Source organism: Methanothermobacter sp. DP (genome assembly GCF_026692625.1).
GTDB classification, from domain to species: domain Archaea; phylum Methanobacteriota; class Methanobacteria; order Methanobacteriales; family Methanothermobacteraceae; genus Methanothermobacter; species Methanothermobacter marburgensis.
In genome coordinates this window covers 730,251-749,551 of record NZ_CP113501.1, presented here as the reverse complement: position 1 = coordinate 749,551, position 19,301 = coordinate 730,251, and the positions used below count along the sequence as shown (strand labels likewise).

Annotated in this window: 25 protein-coding genes; 13 read left to right on the top strand and 12 right to left on the bottom strand. The window is 49.0% G+C overall.

From position 1 onward, the window contains the following. The first annotated feature begins 82 nt into the window (after positions 1 to 82). Positions 83 to 493 (top strand): EamA family transporter, encoded by a 411-nt coding sequence (locus OXN82_RS03995; protein WP_321212151.1) that lies wholly within the window; start codon positions 83 to 85, stop codon positions 491 to 493. Positions 494 to 563: 70 nt separating this feature from the next. Beyond that, positions 564 to 1,025 carry a GyrI-like domain-containing protein gene (locus tag OXN82_RS03990; protein WP_321212039.1) on the top strand — a complete coding sequence of 154 codons (462 nt, stop codon included), beginning with the start codon at positions 564 to 566 and terminating at the stop codon, positions 1,023 to 1,025. A gap of 89 nt (positions 1,026 to 1,114) precedes the next feature. Here the strand turns inward: OXN82_RS03990 and OXN82_RS03985 are convergent, their stop codons facing one another. Beyond that, on the bottom strand, positions 1,115 to 1,609 hold the full coding sequence (locus OXN82_RS03985; RefSeq protein ID WP_321212038.1) for a hypothetical protein: 495 nt from the start codon (positions 1,607 to 1,609) through the stop codon (positions 1,115 to 1,117). A gap of 106 nt (positions 1,610 to 1,715) precedes the next feature. Here OXN82_RS03985 and OXN82_RS03980 point away from each other — a divergent pair, with 106 nt between their 5' ends. The 4 genes from OXN82_RS03980 (at position 1,716) to OXN82_RS03965 (ending at position 3,751) form a co-directional block, all read left to right on the top strand. After that, entirely contained in the window at positions 1,716 to 2,105 is a 390-nt protein-coding gene (locus OXN82_RS03980; protein ID WP_321212037.1) for a GerW family sporulation protein, read from the top strand. Between the two features lie 8 nt (positions 2,106 to 2,113). Beyond that, positions 2,114 to 2,674 carry a DUF2953 domain-containing protein gene (locus OXN82_RS03975; RefSeq protein ID WP_321212036.1) on the top strand — a complete coding sequence of 187 codons (561 nt, stop codon included), beginning with the start codon at positions 2,114 to 2,116 and terminating at the stop codon, positions 2,672 to 2,674. Positions 2,675 to 2,745: 71 nt separating this feature from the next. Beyond that, entirely contained in the window at positions 2,746 to 2,964 is a 219-nt protein-coding gene (locus OXN82_RS03970) for a hypothetical protein (RefSeq protein ID WP_321212035.1), read from the top strand. Continuing rightward, a complete protein-coding gene (locus OXN82_RS03965; RefSeq protein ID WP_321212034.1) occupies positions 2,954 to 3,751 on the top strand; it encodes a type II CAAX endopeptidase family protein in 798 nt (265 codons plus the stop codon). Before OXN82_RS03970 ends, OXN82_RS03965 begins: the two co-directional genes overlap by 11 nt. A 56-nt stretch (positions 3,752 to 3,807) precedes the next feature. Here the strand turns inward: OXN82_RS03965 and OXN82_RS03960 are convergent, their stop codons facing one another. From OXN82_RS03960 to OXN82_RS03945, 4 genes are all read right to left on the bottom strand, one after another. Beyond that, the gene (locus tag OXN82_RS03960) at positions 3,808 to 4,668 is read right to left on the bottom strand and encodes a sulfurtransferase (RefSeq protein ID WP_321212033.1); all 861 of its coding nucleotides are present in this window, start codon (positions 4,666 to 4,668) and stop codon (positions 3,808 to 3,810) included. A gap of 130 nt (positions 4,669 to 4,798) precedes the next feature. After that, a complete protein-coding gene (locus OXN82_RS03955) occupies positions 4,799 to 5,185 on the bottom strand; it encodes a hypothetical protein (protein ID WP_321212032.1) in 387 nt (128 codons plus the stop codon). Between the two features lie 65 nt (positions 5,186 to 5,250). Then, entirely contained in the window at positions 5,251 to 6,180 is a 930-nt protein-coding gene (locus OXN82_RS03950; RefSeq protein WP_321212031.1) for a magnesium transporter, read from the bottom strand. 8 nt (positions 6,181 to 6,188) lie between these two features. Next, positions 6,189 to 8,435, bottom strand: coding sequence for a PAS domain S-box protein (locus OXN82_RS03945; RefSeq protein WP_321212030.1), 2,247 nt, complete (start codon positions 8,433 to 8,435; stop codon positions 6,189 to 6,191). Positions 8,436 to 8,483: 48 nt separating this feature from the next. Between OXN82_RS03945 and OXN82_RS03940 the strand changes: the two genes are divergently transcribed. Then, positions 8,484 to 8,960: a methylated-DNA--[protein]-cysteine S-methyltransferase gene (locus tag OXN82_RS03940; RefSeq protein ID WP_321212029.1), complete on the top strand. Its 477-nt coding sequence runs from the start codon at positions 8,484 to 8,486 to the stop codon at positions 8,958 to 8,960. 7 nt (positions 8,961 to 8,967) lie between these two features. Here OXN82_RS03940 and OXN82_RS03935 read toward each other — a convergent pair whose 3' ends face one another. Both OXN82_RS03935 and OXN82_RS03930 read right to left on the bottom strand, forming a co-directional pair. Beyond that, positions 8,968 to 9,336, bottom strand: coding sequence for a zinc ribbon domain-containing protein (locus OXN82_RS03935; RefSeq protein WP_321212028.1), 369 nt, complete (start codon positions 9,334 to 9,336; stop codon positions 8,968 to 8,970). Beyond that, positions 9,333 to 9,521, bottom strand: coding sequence for a hypothetical protein (locus OXN82_RS03930; protein WP_321212027.1), 189 nt, complete (start codon positions 9,519 to 9,521; stop codon positions 9,333 to 9,335). Before OXN82_RS03930 ends, OXN82_RS03935 begins: the two co-directional genes overlap by 4 nt. A gap of 122 nt (positions 9,522 to 9,643) precedes the next feature. Here OXN82_RS03930 and OXN82_RS03925 point away from each other — a divergent pair, with 122 nt between their 5' ends. The 3 genes from OXN82_RS03925 to OXN82_RS03915 all read left to right on the top strand — a co-directional run bounded on the left by OXN82_RS03925 (position 9,644) and on the right by OXN82_RS03915 (position 12,890). After that, positions 9,644 to 10,216, top strand: coding sequence for a hypothetical protein (locus tag OXN82_RS03925; RefSeq protein ID WP_321212026.1), 573 nt, complete (start codon positions 9,644 to 9,646; stop codon positions 10,214 to 10,216). Between the two features lie 241 nt (positions 10,217 to 10,457). Then, on the top strand, positions 10,458 to 11,786 hold the full coding sequence (locus tag OXN82_RS03920) for an ATP-binding protein (protein WP_321212025.1): 1,329 nt from the start codon (positions 10,458 to 10,460) through the stop codon (positions 11,784 to 11,786). A gap of 81 nt (positions 11,787 to 11,867) precedes the next feature. Beyond that, on the top strand, positions 11,868 to 12,890 hold the full coding sequence (locus OXN82_RS03915; protein WP_321212024.1) for an adenylosuccinate synthetase: 1,023 nt from the start codon (positions 11,868 to 11,870) through the stop codon (positions 12,888 to 12,890). A 328-nt stretch (positions 12,891 to 13,218) separates the two neighbouring features. Here the strand turns inward: OXN82_RS03915 and thiD are convergent, their stop codons facing one another. The 4 genes from thiD to proS are packed head-to-tail and all read right to left on the bottom strand — an operon-like array spanning position 13,219 to position 16,786. Further along, positions 13,219 to 13,998: a bifunctional hydroxymethylpyrimidine kinase/phosphomethylpyrimidine kinase gene (thiD, locus tag OXN82_RS03910; protein WP_321212023.1), complete on the bottom strand. Its 780-nt coding sequence runs from the start codon at positions 13,996 to 13,998 to the stop codon at positions 13,219 to 13,221. Positions 13,999 to 14,006: 8 nt separating this feature from the next. Then, positions 14,007 to 14,678, bottom strand: coding sequence for a 2-phospho-L-lactate guanylyltransferase (gene cofC / locus OXN82_RS03905; protein ID WP_321212022.1), 672 nt, complete (start codon positions 14,676 to 14,678; stop codon positions 14,007 to 14,009). Further along, on the bottom strand, positions 14,675 to 15,376 hold the full coding sequence (locus OXN82_RS03900; protein ID WP_321212021.1) for a hypothetical protein: 702 nt from the start codon (positions 15,374 to 15,376) through the stop codon (positions 14,675 to 14,677). The genes cofC and OXN82_RS03900 overlap by 4 nt, the downstream gene beginning before the upstream one ends. Before the next feature lie 12 nt (positions 15,377 to 15,388). Then, positions 15,389 to 16,786, bottom strand: coding sequence for a proline--tRNA ligase (gene proS, locus OXN82_RS03895; protein WP_321212020.1), 1,398 nt, complete (start codon positions 16,784 to 16,786; stop codon positions 15,389 to 15,391). A 134-nt stretch (positions 16,787 to 16,920) separates the two neighbouring features. On the opposite strand from proS, the gene OXN82_RS03890 reads away from it, so the two are divergent. Genes OXN82_RS03890 through rpiA form a run of 3 tightly spaced genes read left to right on the top strand, consistent with a single transcriptional unit; the run spans position 16,921 to position 19,099 of the window. Beyond that, positions 16,921 to 17,964 (top strand): NAD(P)-dependent glycerol-1-phosphate dehydrogenase, encoded by a 1,044-nt coding sequence (locus tag OXN82_RS03890; protein WP_321212019.1) that lies wholly within the window; start codon positions 16,921 to 16,923, stop codon positions 17,962 to 17,964. Further along, positions 17,965 to 18,408, top strand: coding sequence for a UPF0179 family protein (locus OXN82_RS03885; RefSeq protein WP_321212018.1), 444 nt, complete (start codon positions 17,965 to 17,967; stop codon positions 18,406 to 18,408). Positions 18,409 to 18,421: 13 nt separating this feature from the next. Next, entirely contained in the window at positions 18,422 to 19,099 is a 678-nt protein-coding gene (gene rpiA / locus OXN82_RS03880; protein ID WP_321212017.1) for a ribose-5-phosphate isomerase RpiA, read from the top strand. Here rpiA and OXN82_RS03875 read toward each other — a convergent pair. Next, on the bottom strand, positions 19,089 to 19,295 hold the full coding sequence (locus OXN82_RS03875) for a hypothetical protein (protein WP_321212016.1): 207 nt from the start codon (positions 19,293 to 19,295) through the stop codon (positions 19,089 to 19,091). The two genes, rpiA and OXN82_RS03875, sit on opposite strands and share 11 nt — an antisense overlap. Positions 19,296 to 19,301 lie beyond the last annotated feature (6 nt).

Genomic DNA, 19,301 nt, shown 5'->3' with positions numbered 1-19,301 from the left:
AGACTTTTCCTTAAAATTATTTTATTGGAAAATCCAACATATCTTTGAGTTACATATCCTCAGAGGTGATGTATTGAACTACGTGCTATTTGCGCTCCTTGCAGCATTGATGTTTGGTCTGGCTCCAATCTTCAGCAAGATAGGACTTGAGGGCGTTAACCCTGGTATCGCGCTTACAATAAGAAGTTCCGTCATAACAGTGGTCATGCTCTCATGGGTGATGTTCAGCGGCGGTTTCGATGCTCTCTCAGATGTGGGTCCGAGGGGATGGTTCTTCCTGGCACTGGATGGTATATCAGCAGCACTTCTGGGACAGCTATTTTATTACTATGCACTCAAATCAGGGGAGGCATCAATAGTTGTACCCGTGGTTGCGGCATTCCCCATATTCACCCTCATAGTTGCGGCTTTCCTGCTGGGTGAGAGGGTAACGGCGGCGAAGGCCATCGGGTTGTTAATGGTTGTTGGGGGCGTGGTGCTTGTCCGGATGTGAAGTGGAGTAACACATTTTAGATAAATTTTTATCATTTGACGCATAACTATAACTCAAGGGGAGGTCTTTTATGGAGATAACTGAGAAGATGGTTGAAGGGGTTCGGGTTGCCTACAGGGAGTGTTCTGGTAGCTATGACCGTATACCCCAGTACATAGCTGAGGTTGCAGAGTGGGTCATAGGGAATGGACTGCAGATGATGGGACGTGTATACGGGACCTACTATAACAGTCCAGAGGATGTAAGTGAGGATGAACTCGTCTATGAGATTGGGGTCTCCATTGCAGGTGAGGCGGAGCCGTCTGAAAAAATTAAGATAAAGAATTTACCTGCCCACAGGGTCCTTGCAACACTTCATGAGGGGCCATACACTGAGGTGGGTCCTGCAATCCATGCCTTAATCGATTATGCCACTGAAAATGGCTATGAAATTGCAGGTCCGGTAACTGAGATCTACCTCAACAGTCCACTGGAGGTGGATGAATCGGAACTTCTCACAGAGGTTCAGATTCCTGTCAAAAAACCTGATTGATTCATTTCCCCCCTTTTTTTATGATTGATGGGTTCTTTCTTTTTTATAAAATAAATTTTGGCCCTGATTTTAGAATGTTATAAAATAAATTAGATCTGGAGGGGTATCTCCACAGGATTGGAAGTTAAACTGTGTTTTCCCCTTAAGTCAGTGTAGGTTACGCCGAAACCACCTATGAAGTATGGGCTTGTTAGTCTGGCTTCTTCCCCGAATTCAATCTTAATCTCTTCCTCGGTGGGTATGTAGATCTGTGCCTCGAACTCCACCTCTTTTCCCGCGGCTATAACATCAAAGAACCTTTCAAAGTCCTGTGATGCGATCGTAACGTTCTTTGCTGGTCCTGTACCTTCATTTTTTATCCTGCATTTAATGGTGACATTTGTACCTGGCTTTGCAGACTTGGGGCCGATCTGGGTTGCAATGATTTTGGCTGCACCTGGGGTATTATTTTTTTTCTCACTCAAATTTTCATTTTCTTTAAGTCCCATGTTATGCGTGCTCCCTGTTGGGGTGAAGAGGTAAACACCTGCTGAGACACCTGCAATGAGAAGCACAGCAATTAAAGCAACGATTTTCGTATCCATCTTACCGTCTCCAATGTTAATAATTTGTAAAAGGGGCACATATAAGTGTTTTGATCTAGGTAAGGCTGATATGGTTGAACATACATACAGTGTAATGTGATTTAAAATGAAAATTGAAGAACCAATTAAAACAACAGTTGAAGAGCTCCGCAAGCTCCTGGATGTGAAGAACCTTGTGGGTGAGGCAATCGAGACAGAGGATAAGGTTCTAATACCACTCATGAAGATGGGCGTCGGGTTCGGTGCCGGTATGGGTGAGGGAACATCCTCTGAGTCTGAGGGGGGCTCTGGAAGCGGTGCAGGTGCTGCTGCTGGAGCTGAACCAGTGGCCATGATAGTTCTCCTTAAGGGTGTTGAGGGCCCGGAGGGTGTTAGGGTGATTGACCTCAGATCAGGGAGCACAGGGCGGATCATACAGGAACTTGGATCCACCGTTACAGATATAATACGGGAGATTTCAGATAAAAGTGAACCTGAAACTGAGAGCGAAGAATGAGATAGCCCATGAATATCCTCCTCATAATCATCTCATTTTCACTTGCAGCCGTTTTGCTGGCCCTTATATCAAGGTATACTGTTATCATGAGGATTGTCAGGGATGGGGGGAGAACCGACTTCAGAATAGGGGTCACTCTATGGAGGGTTAGAATTTTAACCAGAAGCTTTAATGGGGGAAGTAAGAAGGGGGATGGGGGTGCAGTGAAGCCTGCAGCCATGAAATGGATTTTCAGAAGTACCTGGAGGGCAAGGAGGTACATAATGGACCTTTTAAGGACCACAATATCCTCCATAACCATAAGGAGGCTCGGGATAAGAGTTTCAGTGGGAACCGGTGATGCATCTGACACAGCAATCATTACAGGTTACCTCTGGACCCTTTCAGCACTGACATCCTCCTTAAGGAACATTGAAATAAATGCGGTCCCGGATTTCCTCAGTGGAGATATGAACGGAAAAATCGAACTTGAAATGAGCATCAGGCCACTGAAACCTGTCCTGGTTTTTACCATGTTTCTCCTTAGGAAACCATTCAGGGACCTTGTTATGGGATTCAGGAAATTATAATGAACTTGTGAGATTTATGCGGATTTTTGATTGCTTTGTGGATTTACAGGAATTTCATGTGGTGGTGGTCAATGAAGATTGTTGATTTCACGTATTCGGCTGAGGCCCTGAACGTGGATGGAAGGGTTATTGTGCCTGTATTCAGGTTAACCTTCGCTTTAACCGGAAAAACTATAAATGCCGTATCAGTGGAACCTATAATGTGTATCTTTATTGAGGATGATCTGAGATACCCTGTTCTGTTAATGGATGACCTTTTAAGTCCAGGAGGAGATTGCATTGAAGAGTGAGCGTATATCAGACTTTTTAATGGTCACCTTTTTGTTTTCATGGATACTCTGGATACCCGTTGCAATGATCTCAAATGGCTTCACATTCCCTGAACCCATTCAGTCCTTTCTCAGAAGCCCCTACAACCCTGCAGCCTTTGGGCCAACCCTTGCTGCAATCATCCTGACCTACAGGTATGGGGGAAGGGATGAGCTTGTCGCATTCCTGAGGAAGGGAATTAAACGTGATTTCCCGAGGATCTGGTGGGCCATAATCCTCCTCCTCTTCCCTGTTATAACGGCTCTTTCACTTTACCTGGGTGTTCTCTGGGGTGACCCACAGCCATTCCTCTACTGGACCTCTAACCCCCTAATTGTTCCTCTGGTGTTCCTTTACATCCTCTTCCTTGGAGGTCCTCTGCAGGAGGAATTCGGGTGGAGGGGGTATGCACTTCCAAGGCTCCAGGAGAGGCACTCCCCCATCTACGCGGCAATAATAATTGGGATCATCTGGGGCCTCTGGCACATACCCCTGTTCTTTATACAGGGCAGTATACAGTCACAGGTACCCTTCTGGAGCTTCATGATCCTCATAATATCTGCCTCGGTGATATACACATGGGTTTACAACTCAACAGGGAGCATACTGGCCACCATGATAATCCACACAACCGGTAACCTATCCTACTTCCTCTTCCCTGTCCAGTCAACCATCGCAGGGGGAGTTTTCCTAATGATACTCAATGTATCCGCAGCCCTGGCGGTGCTCCTCTTTGCAGGATCAGAGCTTAAAACAGACTTCAGTTAATACAAGACTGAGCTTAAAACAGACTTTAGTTAAAACAAAAAAAGGAATTTGAGGTTTCAGTATGGGTTTGGACCTGTAACCGTTGGGTTGTCCTCTATCTGGGTCCACTCGGTGAATGAACCCTCATATATCCTCACATCGGGGTATCCGAGGTACCACTTAAACAGGAGGAACTCGTTGGTGGCCTCTCTTCCGGTTCCACAGGTGCAGATGATTTTCTTGTCTGGTGTTGCCCCCACAGACTCCACTATTTCCCTTATTTCATCCTCTGGTTTCAGAAGTGTCTTGTTTTCATCGTCCATGAGGCTGGCCCATGGAAGGTTAACCGCACCCGGGATGTGGCCAGGTTTTATCCAGGGCCCCTGACCCTCATAGACCTCTGCTGGTCTTGCATCAAGTACCAGGACGTCATCATCATCCTTTATACTCTTGAACTCAGGGTACTCTATGTAGAAGTCCTCCTGCTCTCTAACAGCAAAATCTGATTCATCCACCTCAGGGAAGACCTTTGTAACCTCTCCCCCGGCGTTCTTCCACTCTGCAAATCCCCCGTTCAGCACAAGGACCTCTTCGTGTCCGAACCTTGCAAGGCTGTAGGCAACCATGGTCTGCTCGAGTCCGTCACCCCATCCCTTGACTCCGCCGGTGGCGGTGTATACAACGGTTTGCCTGTTTTCAACACCGGCCTGTCTGAATATTGCTTCTGCGGCGTCTTTTGGGATGTACATCGCAGGTGCAATACCACGTGGCTCCCTGAAGAGACCCTCGTTGAGGTAAACTGCCCCTGGTATGTGCTCAAGTATGTAGTCGTGGATGTTGGGCTGGCAGTCAATTACTGCAACATCCTCCAGGTTCTCCATGAGCCATGCAGGTGTCACCCACCTTACGCGGCCATCTCCCCCACCATATGGTTCCATATGAATCACTCCTAACATCTGATATATAGATTATGTTGCATGGTGGATATACACCTTTTCATTGAAATTATGAAAAAATTAATGGAAATGCCGCTAAGGGATGAATAATTTTCAATCCTCATGCAATTTTTCAGTCCCCGAACCTTTTCCTGTAGTAGAGTAGACCTTCAGGTTCCCTCCCCATCAACCTCCCGGTTAATCCCTGATTCAGAAACTCGTCCACAACGCCCTCAAGAACCTCAAGCCTTTCCCGGGCATCGTCAAGGAGGCCCTTGGTTATCTCTATCCTGTGCTTGAGGCGGTTGTTTTCATCCTCGAGTTCCTGGATGTTCCTGAGCTTGAGGTCAAGCTTCATGACCTGGAGCCTGTTGACCTCCTCCTGCAGTTCCGACTTCTCGGACCTCAGCTCATCGACACGTCCCCTGCAATCGGCGAGCTTCAGTTCAAGTTCCCTTATCCTTTTATCATTCTCCTTTATCTCAAACTTCAGTTCTTCAATTTTCTCTTCATGATCCATGAAAGGCCTCCTGTTACAGAAGTGATGATGCTGGCATAACTCCTCCACCTTCGCCACCCTACTAGTTAGAGGAGTGATGATGCAACACTCAGGTATATCAGTGTTGTTGTGAAGTCACTGAGTATGGTTGCAAGGGGACCTGTTGCAACCGCCGGGTCGAAGCCGAGCCTCCGGAATACCAGGGGGGATGCTGTGGATATGAAGACAGCTGCAAGAACACTGAAAAACATTGATATGAAGACGATCAACCCCAGTGAAGGGTTCATCCTTGTAAGACCCGCCATCAAACCAGCGAAGGCAGAGGAAAGAGCCCCTATCCCTGCCGCCACCATAACCTCCCTTCTAATATAGAGGAGAGGCCTCATTGAGGGGTCCACAGCGATCTTACGTATTATAAGGGCCTCTGACTGGGTTCCGACGGCGTCACTCATGTAAACCATTATGGGTATGAATGATGCCAGTGCTATGAACTCTGATAGGAGGTCCTCAAAGCTCCCTATGAGTGCCGCTGTGATGGTACCACCTATGACCCCCACCACCAGCCAGGGAACCCTTGACCTCACCATGTTCAGTGCCCCTGGCTCCTGGTCGATGACCCTGTGGAATACTCCCCCGAAGTGCAGGATGTCCCGGTCGGCCTCCATCTTCAGTATCCTTATGATCTCATCATGGGTCACCACACCCATAAATCTGCCCTCATAGTCAACCACGGGAATGGCCTTAATTCCATGTGAAAGTGCCAGGTAGGGTATATCAAACGGGTCATCTTCAGGGGTTAAGGATATAATGTCCCTCCGCATGAGGTCACCGAGTTTTCCATCGGTGGAGAGAAGTTCCCTCATGGATGCGACACCCAGAAGTTTACCATCCTCAAGGACGTAGACGTAGTCTATGCTGTCATATTCCCCAACTTTTTTCCTTATATTTCTGAGGACATCAGCCGTGGACATGTCTGGGGTGGCTGATGGGATCCTGTCTGTTATTCGAAACTTCATGATACCACTCAGTATCTTTCTGTGTATCCAAGCTCCCTGAACCTGAGGGTGACGGTTAAACCACCTCCTGTTTCAATGTTCATGTCGGCGTCAAGCTGATCTGAAAGGGCCCTTACAAGGTACCATCCCATGTTACCTGATCCCTCAAGTACCTCTGGGGACTCAACTCCCCTCCCATCATCTGAGACCAAGAGTTCAAAGCATCCATTGAGGCCCCTCAACTCCACCCTTATGTTCTCTGCACCTGAGTGTTCCAGTGAATTGGTGACGAGTTCATTGACTATGAGTCCAACAGGGAGACTTGTCTCAAGGTTGAATTCAAGGTCCTCTATATCTGTCTCGATCATGATAGAGCCCTTCTCCACCTGCCCCTGGCTTATCTTTGAGATAAGGTTCATGAGGTAGTCCCTTATCCTTATTGTTGTGAGGTCTGTTGAGCGGTAGAGGTGCTCGTGGACAAGGGCAATGGACCTTATACGGTCACGGCTCTCCCTGAGGACCCTTGAGAGTTCCTCTGATTCAAGCTTGCGCTCCTGTATGCTGAGGAGGCTTGAGATTATCTGGAGGTTGTTCTTGACACGGTGGTGTATCTCCCGGAGTAGCAGCTCCTTCTCCCTGAGGGACCTGATTATATCGGTCTGGTCCTCCACTATGAGGATGAGTTCATCCCCGACACGTGTAAGCTTGAGGTTCGCATATATGATTTCACCATCGGATTTGAGGAGGCGACGGCTTCCCTCAATCTCTTCATCTGAATCCTCAGGATGGATGAATTCCCTGAGGTTTCTTCCCTCAAGATCCTCTTTCTGGTATCCCAGAACGGATTCCGCCCGGTTGTTACAGTCCCTTATGGTGAGTTCCTCTCCCAGTGAGATTATTGGGCTTGGCGCAAGTTCAAATATCTCCCTGTACCTCTTCTCACTCATCTCAAGGGCTTTTCTGGCCCTTTGAATCTCTGTTATATCCTCACCTGAGATTATGCTCCCTGCGAACTCACCATTTTCTCTCAGGAACCTCACCTGCCATGCCGCGGTCTTTCTTTTACCCTTACAGGTCATTATATTTCCTGTCAGGTGGTAACCGTCCTCACCTGAACTGATCTTACTGTTGTAGAGTTCCTCGCGCCACTTACGGTCCTCAGGGGGTACAAAGCCCGTGAACCAGTTTTTGCCCTCAACTTCTCCACGTTCACATTCAAGGATTTCAAGCCCTCTCCTGTTTATGAGTTTCACCCGGTTCCTGGCATCCAGCACCATTATGAGGGAGCCTGCCACCTCTAGGTAATTCTCAGTTCTTTTCCTCTCATTTTCAACCTCATTCAGAAGGGTGAGGTTTTCCCTCATGGAGAGGTGCTGTCTTAAGACGAAAAGTACTATGATGACCCCAAGAGATAGAATGAGTTCATTCGAGTGATAAACACCAATTTCAAGGATGCTGTATACTGTTAAAAGGTAGAATAGCACTATAAATATGTGGGGGAGGTATGTGATAATTGAGAGCCTCCTCTCGACATAGACGGGTTTTGACCAGTCCTCCCTGAAGAACTCGTCCGCCGCAACCAGGAGTAACAGGTAGCTCAGAGGCCAGAGTAGATCCTGAAGACCTCCAGAAAAAGCTCCGATGATGCCCTGGTAAACGAACAATATATCTGCGATGATAAGGATGATGATGCTCATGAGGAATATATAGAGTGTTTTTGAGCGGAACTTTCCAAGCTTGTTTACAATTAGGTCCATGAGCATAAAAATTATGATAAGGTCACCGATGATGTAGAGTGTTGAGACAGCAAGCTCCAGGAGATTCTCCCCTGCAAGAACTGTTGGCTTCACAAGGAAAACCCAGCTCGCTGATAGGGATGCCACAAGGATTATCATGAGATCCGTGATTGATTTGAGGTCGGAATACCTCCTTACAGGCACACTGAAGATTCCAGCTGCGAATACGGGATAGTATATCAGGTAAAATACGTCGGCAGCTGATGGGAATGGTCTCTGCAGGAGTATGCTTTCAAGAATGAACCAGGTAAGGTCACCCAGAAAGGAGAAGAACTGGCCAGCGGATAAAAGTATCAGGGTAAGGTAGAGGTGGGGATAGACCTTTCTGGCGTAGATACTGGCGTATATAAGTCCCAGAAATGCTGCAAGGTTTGTTATTACAGTTATCAGGGATACAATGTCATTTTTGAAGGCTGAAAACTGTGATATAACCGAAAGAATGATCATTGCTGCGATGAATATCTTGAGGTTTCTGTCCATAGAACACCCCCATGTATAATACATAATAACAGCAGAACATTTAAGTGTATGTATATTCTGAGGCATCCACTTGCATGTGTCGCTGTTTTATGTGGAGATGGCAGGGTTCAGAGGATCTTTTTTGCATCTGAGGGGGATAATGGCACCTCCAGTGGCCAGGAATCTGAATTCATGGCGGAACTCACAGCTTCCATATGGAGGTTCCTTGATGGTGAGGACGTCCGCTTTGACCTCTCGGTACTTGACTGGGGGGTATGCACAGAGTACCAGCGGAGGGTCCTCCTTGTGGTATCTGACATTCCCAGGGGCTCCACACTCTCTTACGCTGAGGTTGCAGAGTCTGCAGGTGGAAGTCCAAGGAGCGTGGCAGGGGCACTGGCAGGTAACCCCTTTCCACTTATCATCCCATGTCACCGGGTTATAAGAGGCGATGGAAGCCCTGGGGGTTACCAGGGGGGCACCGATCTTAAGAGGCGGCTCCTTGAAATGGAGGGTGTCCGGCTTAATGATAAAGAAATGATTTGAATTGCCCCTAGAAGAGGAATATGATCATTGCAAAGAGGAACATCACCAGGGCTATGGAGAGGGACTGCCGCGCCTTCCTTGGCTTTTCACCGTACCATAGAAGGAATCCTATTAAACCGGCGAGGGGTGAGAATAGGAGTATGACTATGAATTCAAGGGCTGTGAGGCCTTCCATATTTTTGTAGGGGAAAGTACTGTAACCTTCCGCGACATCACCCTCAAGTTTCATACCGCATCTTCTGCAGTATACCGCATCATCGGCATTTTCGGTACCGCAACGGACGCAGATTCTTCTTTTGAGGTTTCTCCCGCACCCTGAACAGAAGTTACTGTCCTTCGGGTTCTCTGCCCCGCAGTTTACACATACAATTTTCATATTCCCTCTGATGTTATCCAGTTTCTCCTCTCTGATATGGGGCCGGTGTTTTCTTCCGGGCACCTTAATCGCTTGGCACCTCCTATCCTTACTATTAACTTTGGGGTAAAAATTTTTAAAGAACCGCCATCTTCGTAATAGGTAAGTTTAACGCAGTTAATCCGTTCATTCATGTCGGGTTCCATGAGTAACCTGAACCACCAGAAAACTTATATATGATAATTATTTACTTTTTCACCTTTATTATGGGGGTTATGCAGCACACAGGTGGGCGGGGAGGTCCCGTCAAAATTAAAGGAGGCTTTGGATGTTTCTGAGACTGGCTGAACTGGATAATGAGAAAAAGCAGGCAATCATGGAGAGGTACCTCAGGCATATAGAGGAGATATGGTTCCGTGATGAGTACATAACCGTCTTCAACACACTCTATGAGGCGGTCTTCCTAGAAAAGCTCCCCGAACTCATGGACCGTTTCGTAAGGGAGGCCATAGAGGAGAGGTACCCTGAGCCACACCGATCATTCATGTGGTGGATCTATGAAAAGAAAAGGGACTACCTGAGGGACTCGATCTCGGTTGATAAGGAGTACTTCATAGTCATCTCGAAGGCGTTCCAGGAACCGGGCTGGCTGGACGTGGACATGGTATTTGAATTCGTGGATCCCCTTGAAGCCGAATACGAGTTCACGGTGAATGTTATGGGGACGGTGGTTGATAAACTCACAGAATTCGCAGATAACACATTTGAGGACTTCATGGAAAAAATAGAGCCTGACATATACGTCCTCCACATGGAAGACGATATCCTCCAGGAGATCTACCTCAACAGGGATATGATAAACATTGAACTGGACGATGAACTGAAATTCATATGTGTGTGAGCCAGATAGGACGGCCCAGTCAGCAATGGCTTTGAAATATGATGAACTGAAATTTACATGTGAGAGAACTTCAGAAAATACTTTTTTTGAGGCATTCCTCTTCGTGAGGCACATAACTGCAGTGGTACAATCATAACCGCTCCTCATAATGTACGGCGGCAGATTCACTGATGGCCAAAGCTTAAGTTACCCAACCTATTATATTATGAGAGAGACAGATTCTTAGGTGAGGAGTGGTTGAATGGATTACTACCATGATGAAAAGATGCAGGAACTCTTTGAGCTGCTCAAACAGCCAAAGACACTGGATGAGATAGACCTCTCAGTTAACTTCATAAAAAATCTCCTTCTGAAGATCATAGCAACCTACGGTAGCATACAGGTTAACAGGATACATGAGATAACCGGTCTCCATGTGGATATACTTGAGGAGTGCCTCAAGGAGATGGAGAAGGATGAACTCTGCGCCCCCACAGGTGGGGGCTTCCTCTTCCCCAGTGTAACCTACACCATCAAGAAACAGGGAAGGAAACAGGCGGATAAACTCCTCAGGGAGAACCCGTACATGGGGATGGCACCTGTAAGCTATGACAGCTACTTTGAAATAATGGGCAGGCAGCTTGAGGGAAGATTCCCTATTATGATTCCCCAGGAGGTCATAGATAAGGCCTTCAGTGACGTGGTGGGAAATGAAAGCGCAAAGAAGACACTCATCGAGGCCGCAATAGGTGGTAAGGGATTATTCATCTACGGGCCGCCGGGTACAGGTAAAACCTTCATAACAAGCAAGATGTCGGACCTTCTGCCCCCGCTGGTCATACCAAGGTATGTGGAGTTCAGTGAACAGGTCATACAGTTCTATGACCCTGACTTCCACCGTGCATGCCCTGAACAGCCAGAGGACCCGAGATGGGTTAAGATATACGCCCCATTTGTCTTCACAGGGTCCGAACTTACAAGTGAGAAACTTGAAACCAGATTTGACCCCAACAAGGGTGTCTATGAGACATCACCCATAATAAAGGCCAATGGTGGGGTGCTCCTCATCGACGACCTTGGAAGGCAGAAGGAGGACCACAACGCCCTCCTGAACCGCCTCATCGTCCCACTGGAGAACAAGAAGGACATGATCTACGTTAAGGGGTCCCCAATAGTCGTCCACACTCACTTCATACCGGCATTTTCAACCAACCTTGACATAACAATAATGGACGAGGCCCACCTCAGGAGGGCGCCGCTGCATGTGCACCTTGAAAAACCCAGTGTGGATGAGATAGTGGAGGTCTTCAGGCGCAACCTTGAATCAATGGGGGAGGAATACGATCCCGAGGTCCTTGAAAGGTTTGCAAAGGTCTACCGGCCGATGACCGAGGGAGGCGAGGGCCTCCAGCCAACCTTTGCCCATGCAAGGGATATAGCCCAGATAGCCCAGGCAGTGAGGATAAGGAAGGGTGAGGACAGATTGACCCTTGAAACCATGGAGGAGGCCCTCCAGCAGCATGTCCTTATAGCACTCCAGAGGAGATTCACCCCCATGCTCTTTGAGAGGATAATAAGAAAGAAGGCATGAGTAACTCAGTGGCACTTTGGGAAAAACTTTTATTGCATACCCCTTAATATATGAGAGGCAGAAATTTTAAGGAGAATCAGTATGACGTGCACCGTTTTAGTTGGAGGAGGATGGGGTGACGAAGGTAAAGGTAAATGCATAACCTATCTATGTTACAATGACAGGCCATCAATAATAGCAAGGGCCGGGGTGGGACCCAACGCGGGCCATTCAGTTGAATTCAGGGGTGATAAGTACGGACTCCGCCTCACACCCTCAGGTTTCTTCCATGAGGATGCAAGGCTCCTCATAGGTGCCGGGGTCCTGGTTGACCCTGAGGTCTTCCTCCATGAAATGGAGTACCTCTCAAAGTACAGTGTGGCAGAGAGGACAGGTGTCGACTACAGGTGCGCCATAATAGAGAAGAAGCACAAGGAGCAGGACCAGTCATCCAGTTACCTCTCCAAGAAGATAGGGAGCACGGGTACAGGGTGCGGACCCGCCAATGCAGACCGCGTCATGAGGACAGCGAAACTTGCACGTGAGGTGAGTGAACTTGAGGATTTCCTTACAGACGTCCCCCTGGAGGTCAACGAGGCCCTGGATGAGGGGGAGGACGTCTTTGTGGAGGGATCCCAGGGGTTCGGTCTTTCACTCTACTACGGCACATACCCCTATGTTACAAGCAAGGACACCACAGCGAGCACAGCTGCGGCTGATGTGGGTATTGGACCCACAAGGGTTGATGAGGTCATAGCGGTCTTCAAATCATACATCACAAGGGTTGGTGAGGGTCCCTTCCCGACCGAGATAAGCCAGGAGGAGGCAGAGGAGCTCGGCCTTGAGGAGTACGGGACAGTCACCGGGAGAAGAAGGAGGATTGGCCTATTTGATATGGAGATGGCCAGGGAGTCCTGCATGATCAATGGGGCCACACAGATCGCTGTTACATGTGTCGACAGACTCTACCCTCAATGTGAACGTGTCAGGGAGTACTCTGACCTCTCAGCAGAAGTGAAACGTTTCATAGAGGAGATAGAATCTGAAACCGGTGTTCCGGTTACCATAATATCCACTGGTCCATCCCTTGAGGATACCATTGACCTCAGGGATGAGCTGCTCTAATCCAATTTTCCTGGTTACCTTGGGCATTTCCTCTGATTTTCACCCCATCATTCTCATTCTGGTTCCAGATCATGGCATCACTTTTTATTATTCTGGTTCATGGAACTGGAATAAATTAGTTTACTTTCAGGTAAATTACTTCTGAGTAAATAATTTTTTTGGGGGATGAATCAGGTGTTTTGATGAATAAGAAGTTGGAATGTTTCAGTTTTCCATGAAAAAAGAGTGTGTAATGATTATCTGGAATGATATGCTGGTTTATGCCTTTCTGCAGATAAACAACCATTTCTACAGCTTTATGTGGTAGGAATAATATGAAACTTCTGAATCAGTCTTCCGGGTCTTCAGCACTTACCTGTTCACCGTACATCCAGAACTGGTTGAGGGTACCATGGTGCCCGTACCTTATGGCCTCCCTTACAAAGTCCCCTGCCTCACGCAGGGCATCAACCAGTTCAAGGCCCATCTCAAGGTATGCCGCAGTCGCAGCCGAGAATGAGCACCCGCTTCCATGGGTGTTCCCGCTCTCTATGAGTTCACCCTCAAGCACAGACACGTCACCGTCAATGCAGAGCACATTATTACCACCCAGGTGGCCGCCGGTTATTATCACGTCGCAGATTTCACCCAGGACCCCTGCGGCCCTCACCGCATCATCCACGGTCCTTATGGAGACCCCGGAGAGCCTCTCTGCCTCTGAAACATTGGGTGTTGCTATGAGTGCCTCAGGGAGCAGATGATCTCTGAGCGCATCAGAAAAACCACCTGCAGATAGGCTGCCGCCTGAGGCCGCCACCATCACAGGGTCCACCACAACCCCCAGGTCATACTCCCTGATCCTCTCTGCAACGGTCAGCACTATCTCCTCACTGTAGAGCATACCTGTCTTGGCATGCACTATATCCAGGTCCTCCATCACAAGGTCGATCTGCTCGGCAACAAATTCCGGGGGCACAGGCCTTATACCAGAAACCCTAATCACGTTCTGGGCAGTGAGTGCAGTTATAACCCCTGCACCGTAAACTCCAAGGGCAGAGAATGTCTTGATATCGGCGAGGATCCCAGCCCCACCCGATGGATCAAAACCAGCTATTGAAAGCGCCATCATGATCTCACCTAGAATGATCTTGAAACCTCAAGCCTGTCAGAACCCCTTGAGGGCCTCACAGTGAAACTGAGTTTTCTGAGGTACTCCCTTGCATGGGTCCCCTCCCCATGGAGTATTATCTCCCCGAGGTCCTCTGCTGTGTTAACGTCCAGTGAAAGGTAGAATGAATCATACACTGAGACGCTAAGACCCCTACCTTCAGCTTCACTCAAATGCTCAAAGAAGCTGCAGTCACCGAACCTCAACCTCATGGATCCAGGTCTGAATATGAGGGTGTTGGTCCCGCCACCCTTGGCAGGGGCTATCACAACATCAAAGTGGGATGCCCTGTGGAGGAGTTCATTGATATCAGTTTTCCCTATGAGGGGTATGTCTGAGGGTGTTATCATGACCCTATCAAATTCGGGTATGCAGAACTCAGCAGCCTGTTCCAGGGCACCGTTGAGGTCCTTTCTACCCCTCTCCTCAAGTATATCAGCTCCAAGGCTGTAGGCGTATTCAAGGACATCTGCATCTGCACTGATCACCAGCACACGGTCAACGTGTCTCCTGAGGGCCTCTGAGACATCCATCAGCATGGCCCTGAGCAATCCCTCCCTCTCCGATGGTGAAAGTGTGGGGGATAAGCGTGTCTTCGCATGTGCAAACCTTGAAACCGGTATTATGGCACAGGTCTTCATTGTCTTACTCCAATCTGGTTCTTCAGAGCATCAAGTACTGAGAACAGTTTAAAGGGACTTTCTGTCTGGTTGAGGATAGGGCTGGTGATGTTCAGTTCCGAAAGCTGTTCCTCTGTGAGGCCGTACTCATCCATGAGCTCTGACCTCACGGCTGTGATGTTCTCCCTGAGCTGGTAGAAACGCATATCCCTCTTTTTGACCATGGCGTAAACTTCTCCACGGTATATGTTGAGCTCATCGCCCCTTGCAAGCACCCAGAGCTTGAGCTGTGTGGTGAACGCCTCAGATGGATCTGCAGGGTTCGATGATGAGAGGACATCCACCATGAGTGCCGGGGCTTTGCCGGCAGGTTCCAGTTTAACCCCCTGCACGGTTCTCTCCTCAGGTTCCACCGAGTATGCGGGAACATCCTCCACGGAACCGGGACTCACACGGGTATCTGTGGCGATCACAACGTCTCCTGAGGTATTTGAGGCGAGAAGGGTGCCGGTATCCACCCTCAAAGGCTTGTTCCCGGTGTTCCTTACTTCAACCGTATTCGGGACGTCACCGGCGCTTCCCTTCTGTATCACCTCCGCACTACCCTCCCTGAAGGCCGATGCAAGGTCTGGGCCTCCCAGCGTGATGTAGCCTATCCCTCCGCTCACAAATGCGAAGATGAATATCAGGCTGATAACAAGAAGGATTCTTGCGTTCATCCAATCTCCCATCTAGTAGGTTCTGGCAAGGTATGCCCTGTAGGGGGCGTCTCTACCACAGTTCATGCATTTACCGCTTCCACCCTCCTGTATCCCAAGGATATCCACACGGACCTTCTCCTCAACATCCATGCCGCAATCCTCATCACCGCACCACATGAAGGATATTATACCCCTCTTCTCCTCTATTATGTTCCTGGCCTCCTCTATGGTCCCTGCCTCACGGATCTCTGATTCCATCCTCTCCCAGGCCCTGCTCCTCAGGTTTTCGAGGATGTCATCCATGAGATCCCTGAGGGTGTCCTCGATACCATCAAGGTCTGCTGTTATCTTCTCACCGGTGTCCCGCCTGGAGATAACCGCGGAATTATTTTCAAGGTCCCTTGGCCCTATCTCAACCCTCAGGGGGACGCCGCGCATCTCCCATTCATAGTACTTCCTCCCTGCCCTGAGGTCACGGTCATCAAGGTGCACCCTGAAACCTGCATCCTCAAGCCTATCCCTGAGGTCCCTGCAGGTCTCCATGACCTCATCCGCGGCCTTCTTGAAGATAACCGGCACTATAACCACCTGGTGGGCTGCAACCTCGGGGGGGAGACATAGACCTGATTCATCCCCGTGGACCGCTATAACCGAGGCTATTACCCTGTCTGATAAACCGTAACAGGTCTGGTGGACGTACTCATGCTCACCCGCAGGGTTTTCAAATTTTATCTCAAAGGTCCTCGCGAAGGTCTGCCCGAGGTTGTGGACGGTACCTATCTGGAGGGTTTTACCGTCGGGCATGAGGGTGTCAAAGGCCATGGTGTAGTCTGAGCCAGGGAATTTGTCCCAGGGGGGCCGTTTTGTTATGAGGTAGGGGATTCCCAGGGAGTCGAAGAATTCCCTGTAGATATCTATAGCCCTTTCAACCTGTTCCTCTGCCTCCTCGGCGGTCGCATGTATTGTGTGGGCCTCCTTGAAGGTTGTTATCTCACGTACCCTTATCAGAGGCCTTGTATGTTTTGTCTCATACCTGAAGGTGTTAACTATCTGGTAGAACCTCATGGGGAGGTCCGTGTGTGACCTCACCCAGAGTGCGAACATTGGGTACATGACGGTTTCACTTGTGGGCCTGAGGGCCAGTTTCCTCTGTAACTTGCTGAGTCCCCCATGTGTAACCCAGTAAACCTCATCCTCGAAGCCCTTTACGTGTATGGCCTCCTTTGCCAGTTCATCCTCCGGTACAAGAAGCGGGAAGAGAACCTCCTCATGGTCCCTGTCAAGTATCCTCTTCAGGATATTGAGGGTGTTTTTCCTTATCCTGAATCCATGGGGCATCCATACATGCATACCCTTGACCGGATACCTCTGATCTATAATCTCAGCTTCCTCTAAAATATTGTGGAACCATTCACTGAACTCTGTCATTTTTTCACCATGATAACAGTTAGGGTCTTTTCTGATAAATTTCTGCAAAAGTATATTTTTCTCTGGAGATAAACACCAATCAAAAATTATTTTATTACTCCTACTTAAATAATATACTCCATCAGAGGGTTAACATGGATCCAAGGAAAATTCAGCTACCAAGGGAGATACACACAGGGCCCGGTGTTATAGAGGATACCGGGAGGATATGCAGGGACCTCAGATTCGAGGGAAGGGTTATGGTGGTTACAGGCCCCAGAACCCTTAAAATTGCCGGTGAAACGGCTATTGATAGTCTGCAGGATGCCGGGTTCGAGGTTGACCAGGTCACGGTTGGGGATGCCACCATGGCCTCGGTGGCCCAGGTCCAGGATGGCCTCAATGGCACCTCCCTTGTGCTCGGTGTGGGTGGGGGTAAGGTTATCGATGTTGCGAAGATGGCCGCCACGCTTGAGGGTGTGCACTTCATAAGTGTGCCCACCGCAGCATCCCATGATGGAATAGCGTCCCCGAGGGCATCCATAAGGAACGGTGAGGGCACAGCATCCCTTGAGGCCTCCTCACCCATCGGTGTGATAGCAGATACCGAGGTCATAAGGAAGGCACCCTTCAGGCTCCTTGCATCTGGCTGTGCAGATATAATATCCAATTACACGGCTATAATGGACTGGAAACTTGCCCACAGGCTTCTTAATGAGAGGTACAGTGAATCAGCAGCAGCACTTTCCCTCATGACAGCCAAGATGATTATAAACTCTGCCGACGCAATAAAGGAGGGCCTTGAGGAGAGCGCACGGCTGGCTGTGAAGTCACTCATAAGCAGTGGCATAGCCATAAGCATAGCAGGGAGCAGCAGGCCTGCCAGTGGCTCGGAGCACAAGTTCAGCCACGCCCTTGACATGGTGGCACCTGAACCTGCACTCCACGGCGAACAGTGCGGGGTGGGGACCATAATGATGATGCACCTCCACGGCGGTGACTGGAGGTTCATAAGGGACGCCCTGGCAAGGATAAACGCCCCGACAACAGCAGCCGAACTCGGTATCGACTCTGAATACATCATAGAGGCACTTACAGTGGCCCACACCATCAGAAAGGAAAGGTACACCATCCTTGGAGACAGGGGTTTAACCCGCGAGGCCGCTGAAAGGCTTGCAAAGATAACGGAAGTGATATGATTGATAACCCTTATTGGCGAAAAACTTGCAAAGAAGGGGTCAAGGTTCCTCTTCTGCGGACCTGCAGAGGAATGCGAGGACTGCAGGTTCAGTTCAACATGCATAGGACCCCTCGAGGAGGGGAGGCTCTACAGGATAACCGATGTTAAGGACAGGTACCAGAAGTGCCCGGTTCATCTTGGAGAGAAGGTGAAGGTAATTGAAGTTGAAAAATCCAACGTTGAGGCACTAATAGATGCAAAGGGAGCATTTGAAGGATCAGTGATATCATTTGAGTTTCCTGAATGTGACCTGGAGTGCGGCATGCATGATCTCTGTTTCCCAGAGGGCATCCTGGAGGGTGACAGGTGCAGGATTGTAAAAAATCTTGGAAAACCTGGAAAACAGTGCCCTGGCGGTCATGAACTGAGAAGGGTTCTTTTGAAGCCCCTGAATAAAAAATGAATGGGAGTTCACAATGGATCTCAAGAGGATGGCCGCCCTCAGGGCGGTTGAGGAGATAAGGGATGGGGATATCGTTGGCCTCGGCACCGGTTCAACAACCCACCACTTCATAATGGAACTTGGAAGGCGCGTCAGGGAGGAGGAACTGGAGGTTATGGGTGTACCCACATCCTACCAGTCAATGTTCCTTGCAGCGGAGTCAGGTATAGGGGTTACAAGTCTTGCAGAACACGATGTTGATGTCGCGGTCGACGGTGCAGATGAGGTGGACCCTCAACTCAACCTTATAAAGGGTGGTGGGGCTGCCCATACACTTGAGAAGATAGTTGACTCCTCTGCAAGGAGGTTCGTGGTTATAGTGGATGAATCAAAACTTGTTGATAGACTGGGCGCCTTCCCTCTCCCTGTTGAGGTTATCCCTGCAGCCTGCAGGCCCGTTATGATGAGACTTGAGTCCATGGGGGCCAGTGTAACCCTCAGATCATGTGAGGGAAAGGACGGCCCCGTTGTAACAGATAACGGCAACTTTGTCCTTGACGCGTCATTTGGTGCTATTGATGACCCTGCAGGTCTTGAGGTGGATCTCAACAGTATACCTGGTGTTGTGGAGAATGGTATCTTCGCCGGCCTTGCAGATATGGTTATCGTGGGGACTACTGCTGGTGTTGATGTCCTCACGCCTAGAGGGTGATCGTCACAATATGCGCAAGGGGTATTATGACAGTGGTGGTTGTTTTACCACCCCTTAATTTTAGTTCAAGGCTCATATAATCGGTCTCAACCCTCTTGACCTCACCGTAGTACGTCTTCCCGGTTATGAGTGTGATGCTGAGGTAGTCACCGATTGCTGATTTCAGTGTATCCCTGAGGTCTGATCCGCACTTCATAATCTA

Excerpts from the sequence above, each read along its gene's own strand:
- OXN82_RS03875 (WP_321212016.1), bottom strand. The coding sequence starts at position 19,295 with ATGAAGTGCGGATCAGACCTCAGGGATACACTGAAATCAGCAATCGGT.
- proS (WP_321212020.1), bottom strand. The coding sequence starts at position 16,786 with ATGACAGAGTTCAGTGAATGGTTCCACAATATTTTAGAGGAAGCTGAG.
- OXN82_RS03955 (WP_321212032.1), bottom strand. The coding sequence starts at position 5,185 with ATGGATCATGAAGAGAAAATTGAAGAACTGAAGTTTGAGATAAAGGAG.
- OXN82_RS03945 (WP_321212030.1), bottom strand. The coding sequence starts at position 8,435 with ATGGACAGAAACCTCAAGATATTCATCGCAGCAATGATCATTCTTTCG.
- OXN82_RS03900 (WP_321212021.1), bottom strand. The coding sequence starts at position 15,376 with ATGAACGCAAGAATCCTTCTTGTTATCAGCCTGATATTCATCTTCGCA.
- OXN82_RS03985 (WP_321212038.1), bottom strand. The coding sequence starts at position 1,609 with ATGGATACGAAAATCGTTGCTTTAATTGCTGTGCTTCTCATTGCAGGT.
- OXN82_RS03970 (WP_321212035.1), top strand. The coding sequence starts at position 2,746 with ATGAAGATTGTTGATTTCACGTATTCGGCTGAGGCCCTGAACGTGGAT.
- OXN82_RS03935 (WP_321212028.1), bottom strand. The coding sequence starts at position 9,336 with ATGAAAATTGTATGTGTAAACTGCGGGGCAGAGAACCCGAAGGACAGT.
- OXN82_RS03960 (WP_321212033.1), bottom strand. The coding sequence starts at position 4,668 with ATGGAACCATATGGTGGGGGAGATGGCCGCGTAAGGTGGGTGACACCT.
- OXN82_RS03980 (WP_321212037.1), top strand. The coding sequence starts at position 1,716 with ATGAAAATTGAAGAACCAATTAAAACAACAGTTGAAGAGCTCCGCAAG.
- OXN82_RS03940 (WP_321212029.1), top strand. The coding sequence starts at position 8,484 with ATGTATATTCTGAGGCATCCACTTGCATGTGTCGCTGTTTTATGTGGA.
- OXN82_RS03890 (WP_321212019.1), top strand. The coding sequence starts at position 16,921 with ATGGATCCAAGGAAAATTCAGCTACCAAGGGAGATACACACAGGGCCC.
- OXN82_RS03950 (WP_321212031.1), bottom strand. The coding sequence starts at position 6,180 with ATGAAGTTTCGAATAACAGACAGGATCCCATCAGCCACCCCAGACATG.
- OXN82_RS03915 (WP_321212024.1), top strand. The coding sequence starts at position 11,868 with ATGACGTGCACCGTTTTAGTTGGAGGAGGATGGGGTGACGAAGGTAAA.
- OXN82_RS03925 (WP_321212026.1), top strand. The coding sequence starts at position 9,644 with ATGTTTCTGAGACTGGCTGAACTGGATAATGAGAAAAAGCAGGCAATC.
- rpiA (WP_321212017.1), top strand. The coding sequence starts at position 18,422 with ATGGATCTCAAGAGGATGGCCGCCCTCAGGGCGGTTGAGGAGATAAGG.
- OXN82_RS03920 (WP_321212025.1), top strand. The coding sequence starts at position 10,458 with ATGGATTACTACCATGATGAAAAGATGCAGGAACTCTTTGAGCTGCTC.
- cofC (WP_321212022.1), bottom strand. The coding sequence starts at position 14,678 with ATGAAGACCTGTGCCATAATACCGGTTTCAAGGTTTGCACATGCGAAG.
- thiD (WP_321212023.1), bottom strand. The coding sequence starts at position 13,998 with ATGATGGCGCTTTCAATAGCTGGTTTTGATCCATCGGGTGGGGCTGGG.
- OXN82_RS03930 (WP_321212027.1), bottom strand. The coding sequence starts at position 9,521 with ATGGAACCCGACATGAATGAACGGATTAACTGCGTTAAACTTACCTAT.
- OXN82_RS03990 (WP_321212039.1), top strand. The coding sequence starts at position 564 with ATGGAGATAACTGAGAAGATGGTTGAAGGGGTTCGGGTTGCCTACAGG.
- OXN82_RS03975 (WP_321212036.1), top strand. The coding sequence starts at position 2,114 with ATGAATATCCTCCTCATAATCATCTCATTTTCACTTGCAGCCGTTTTG.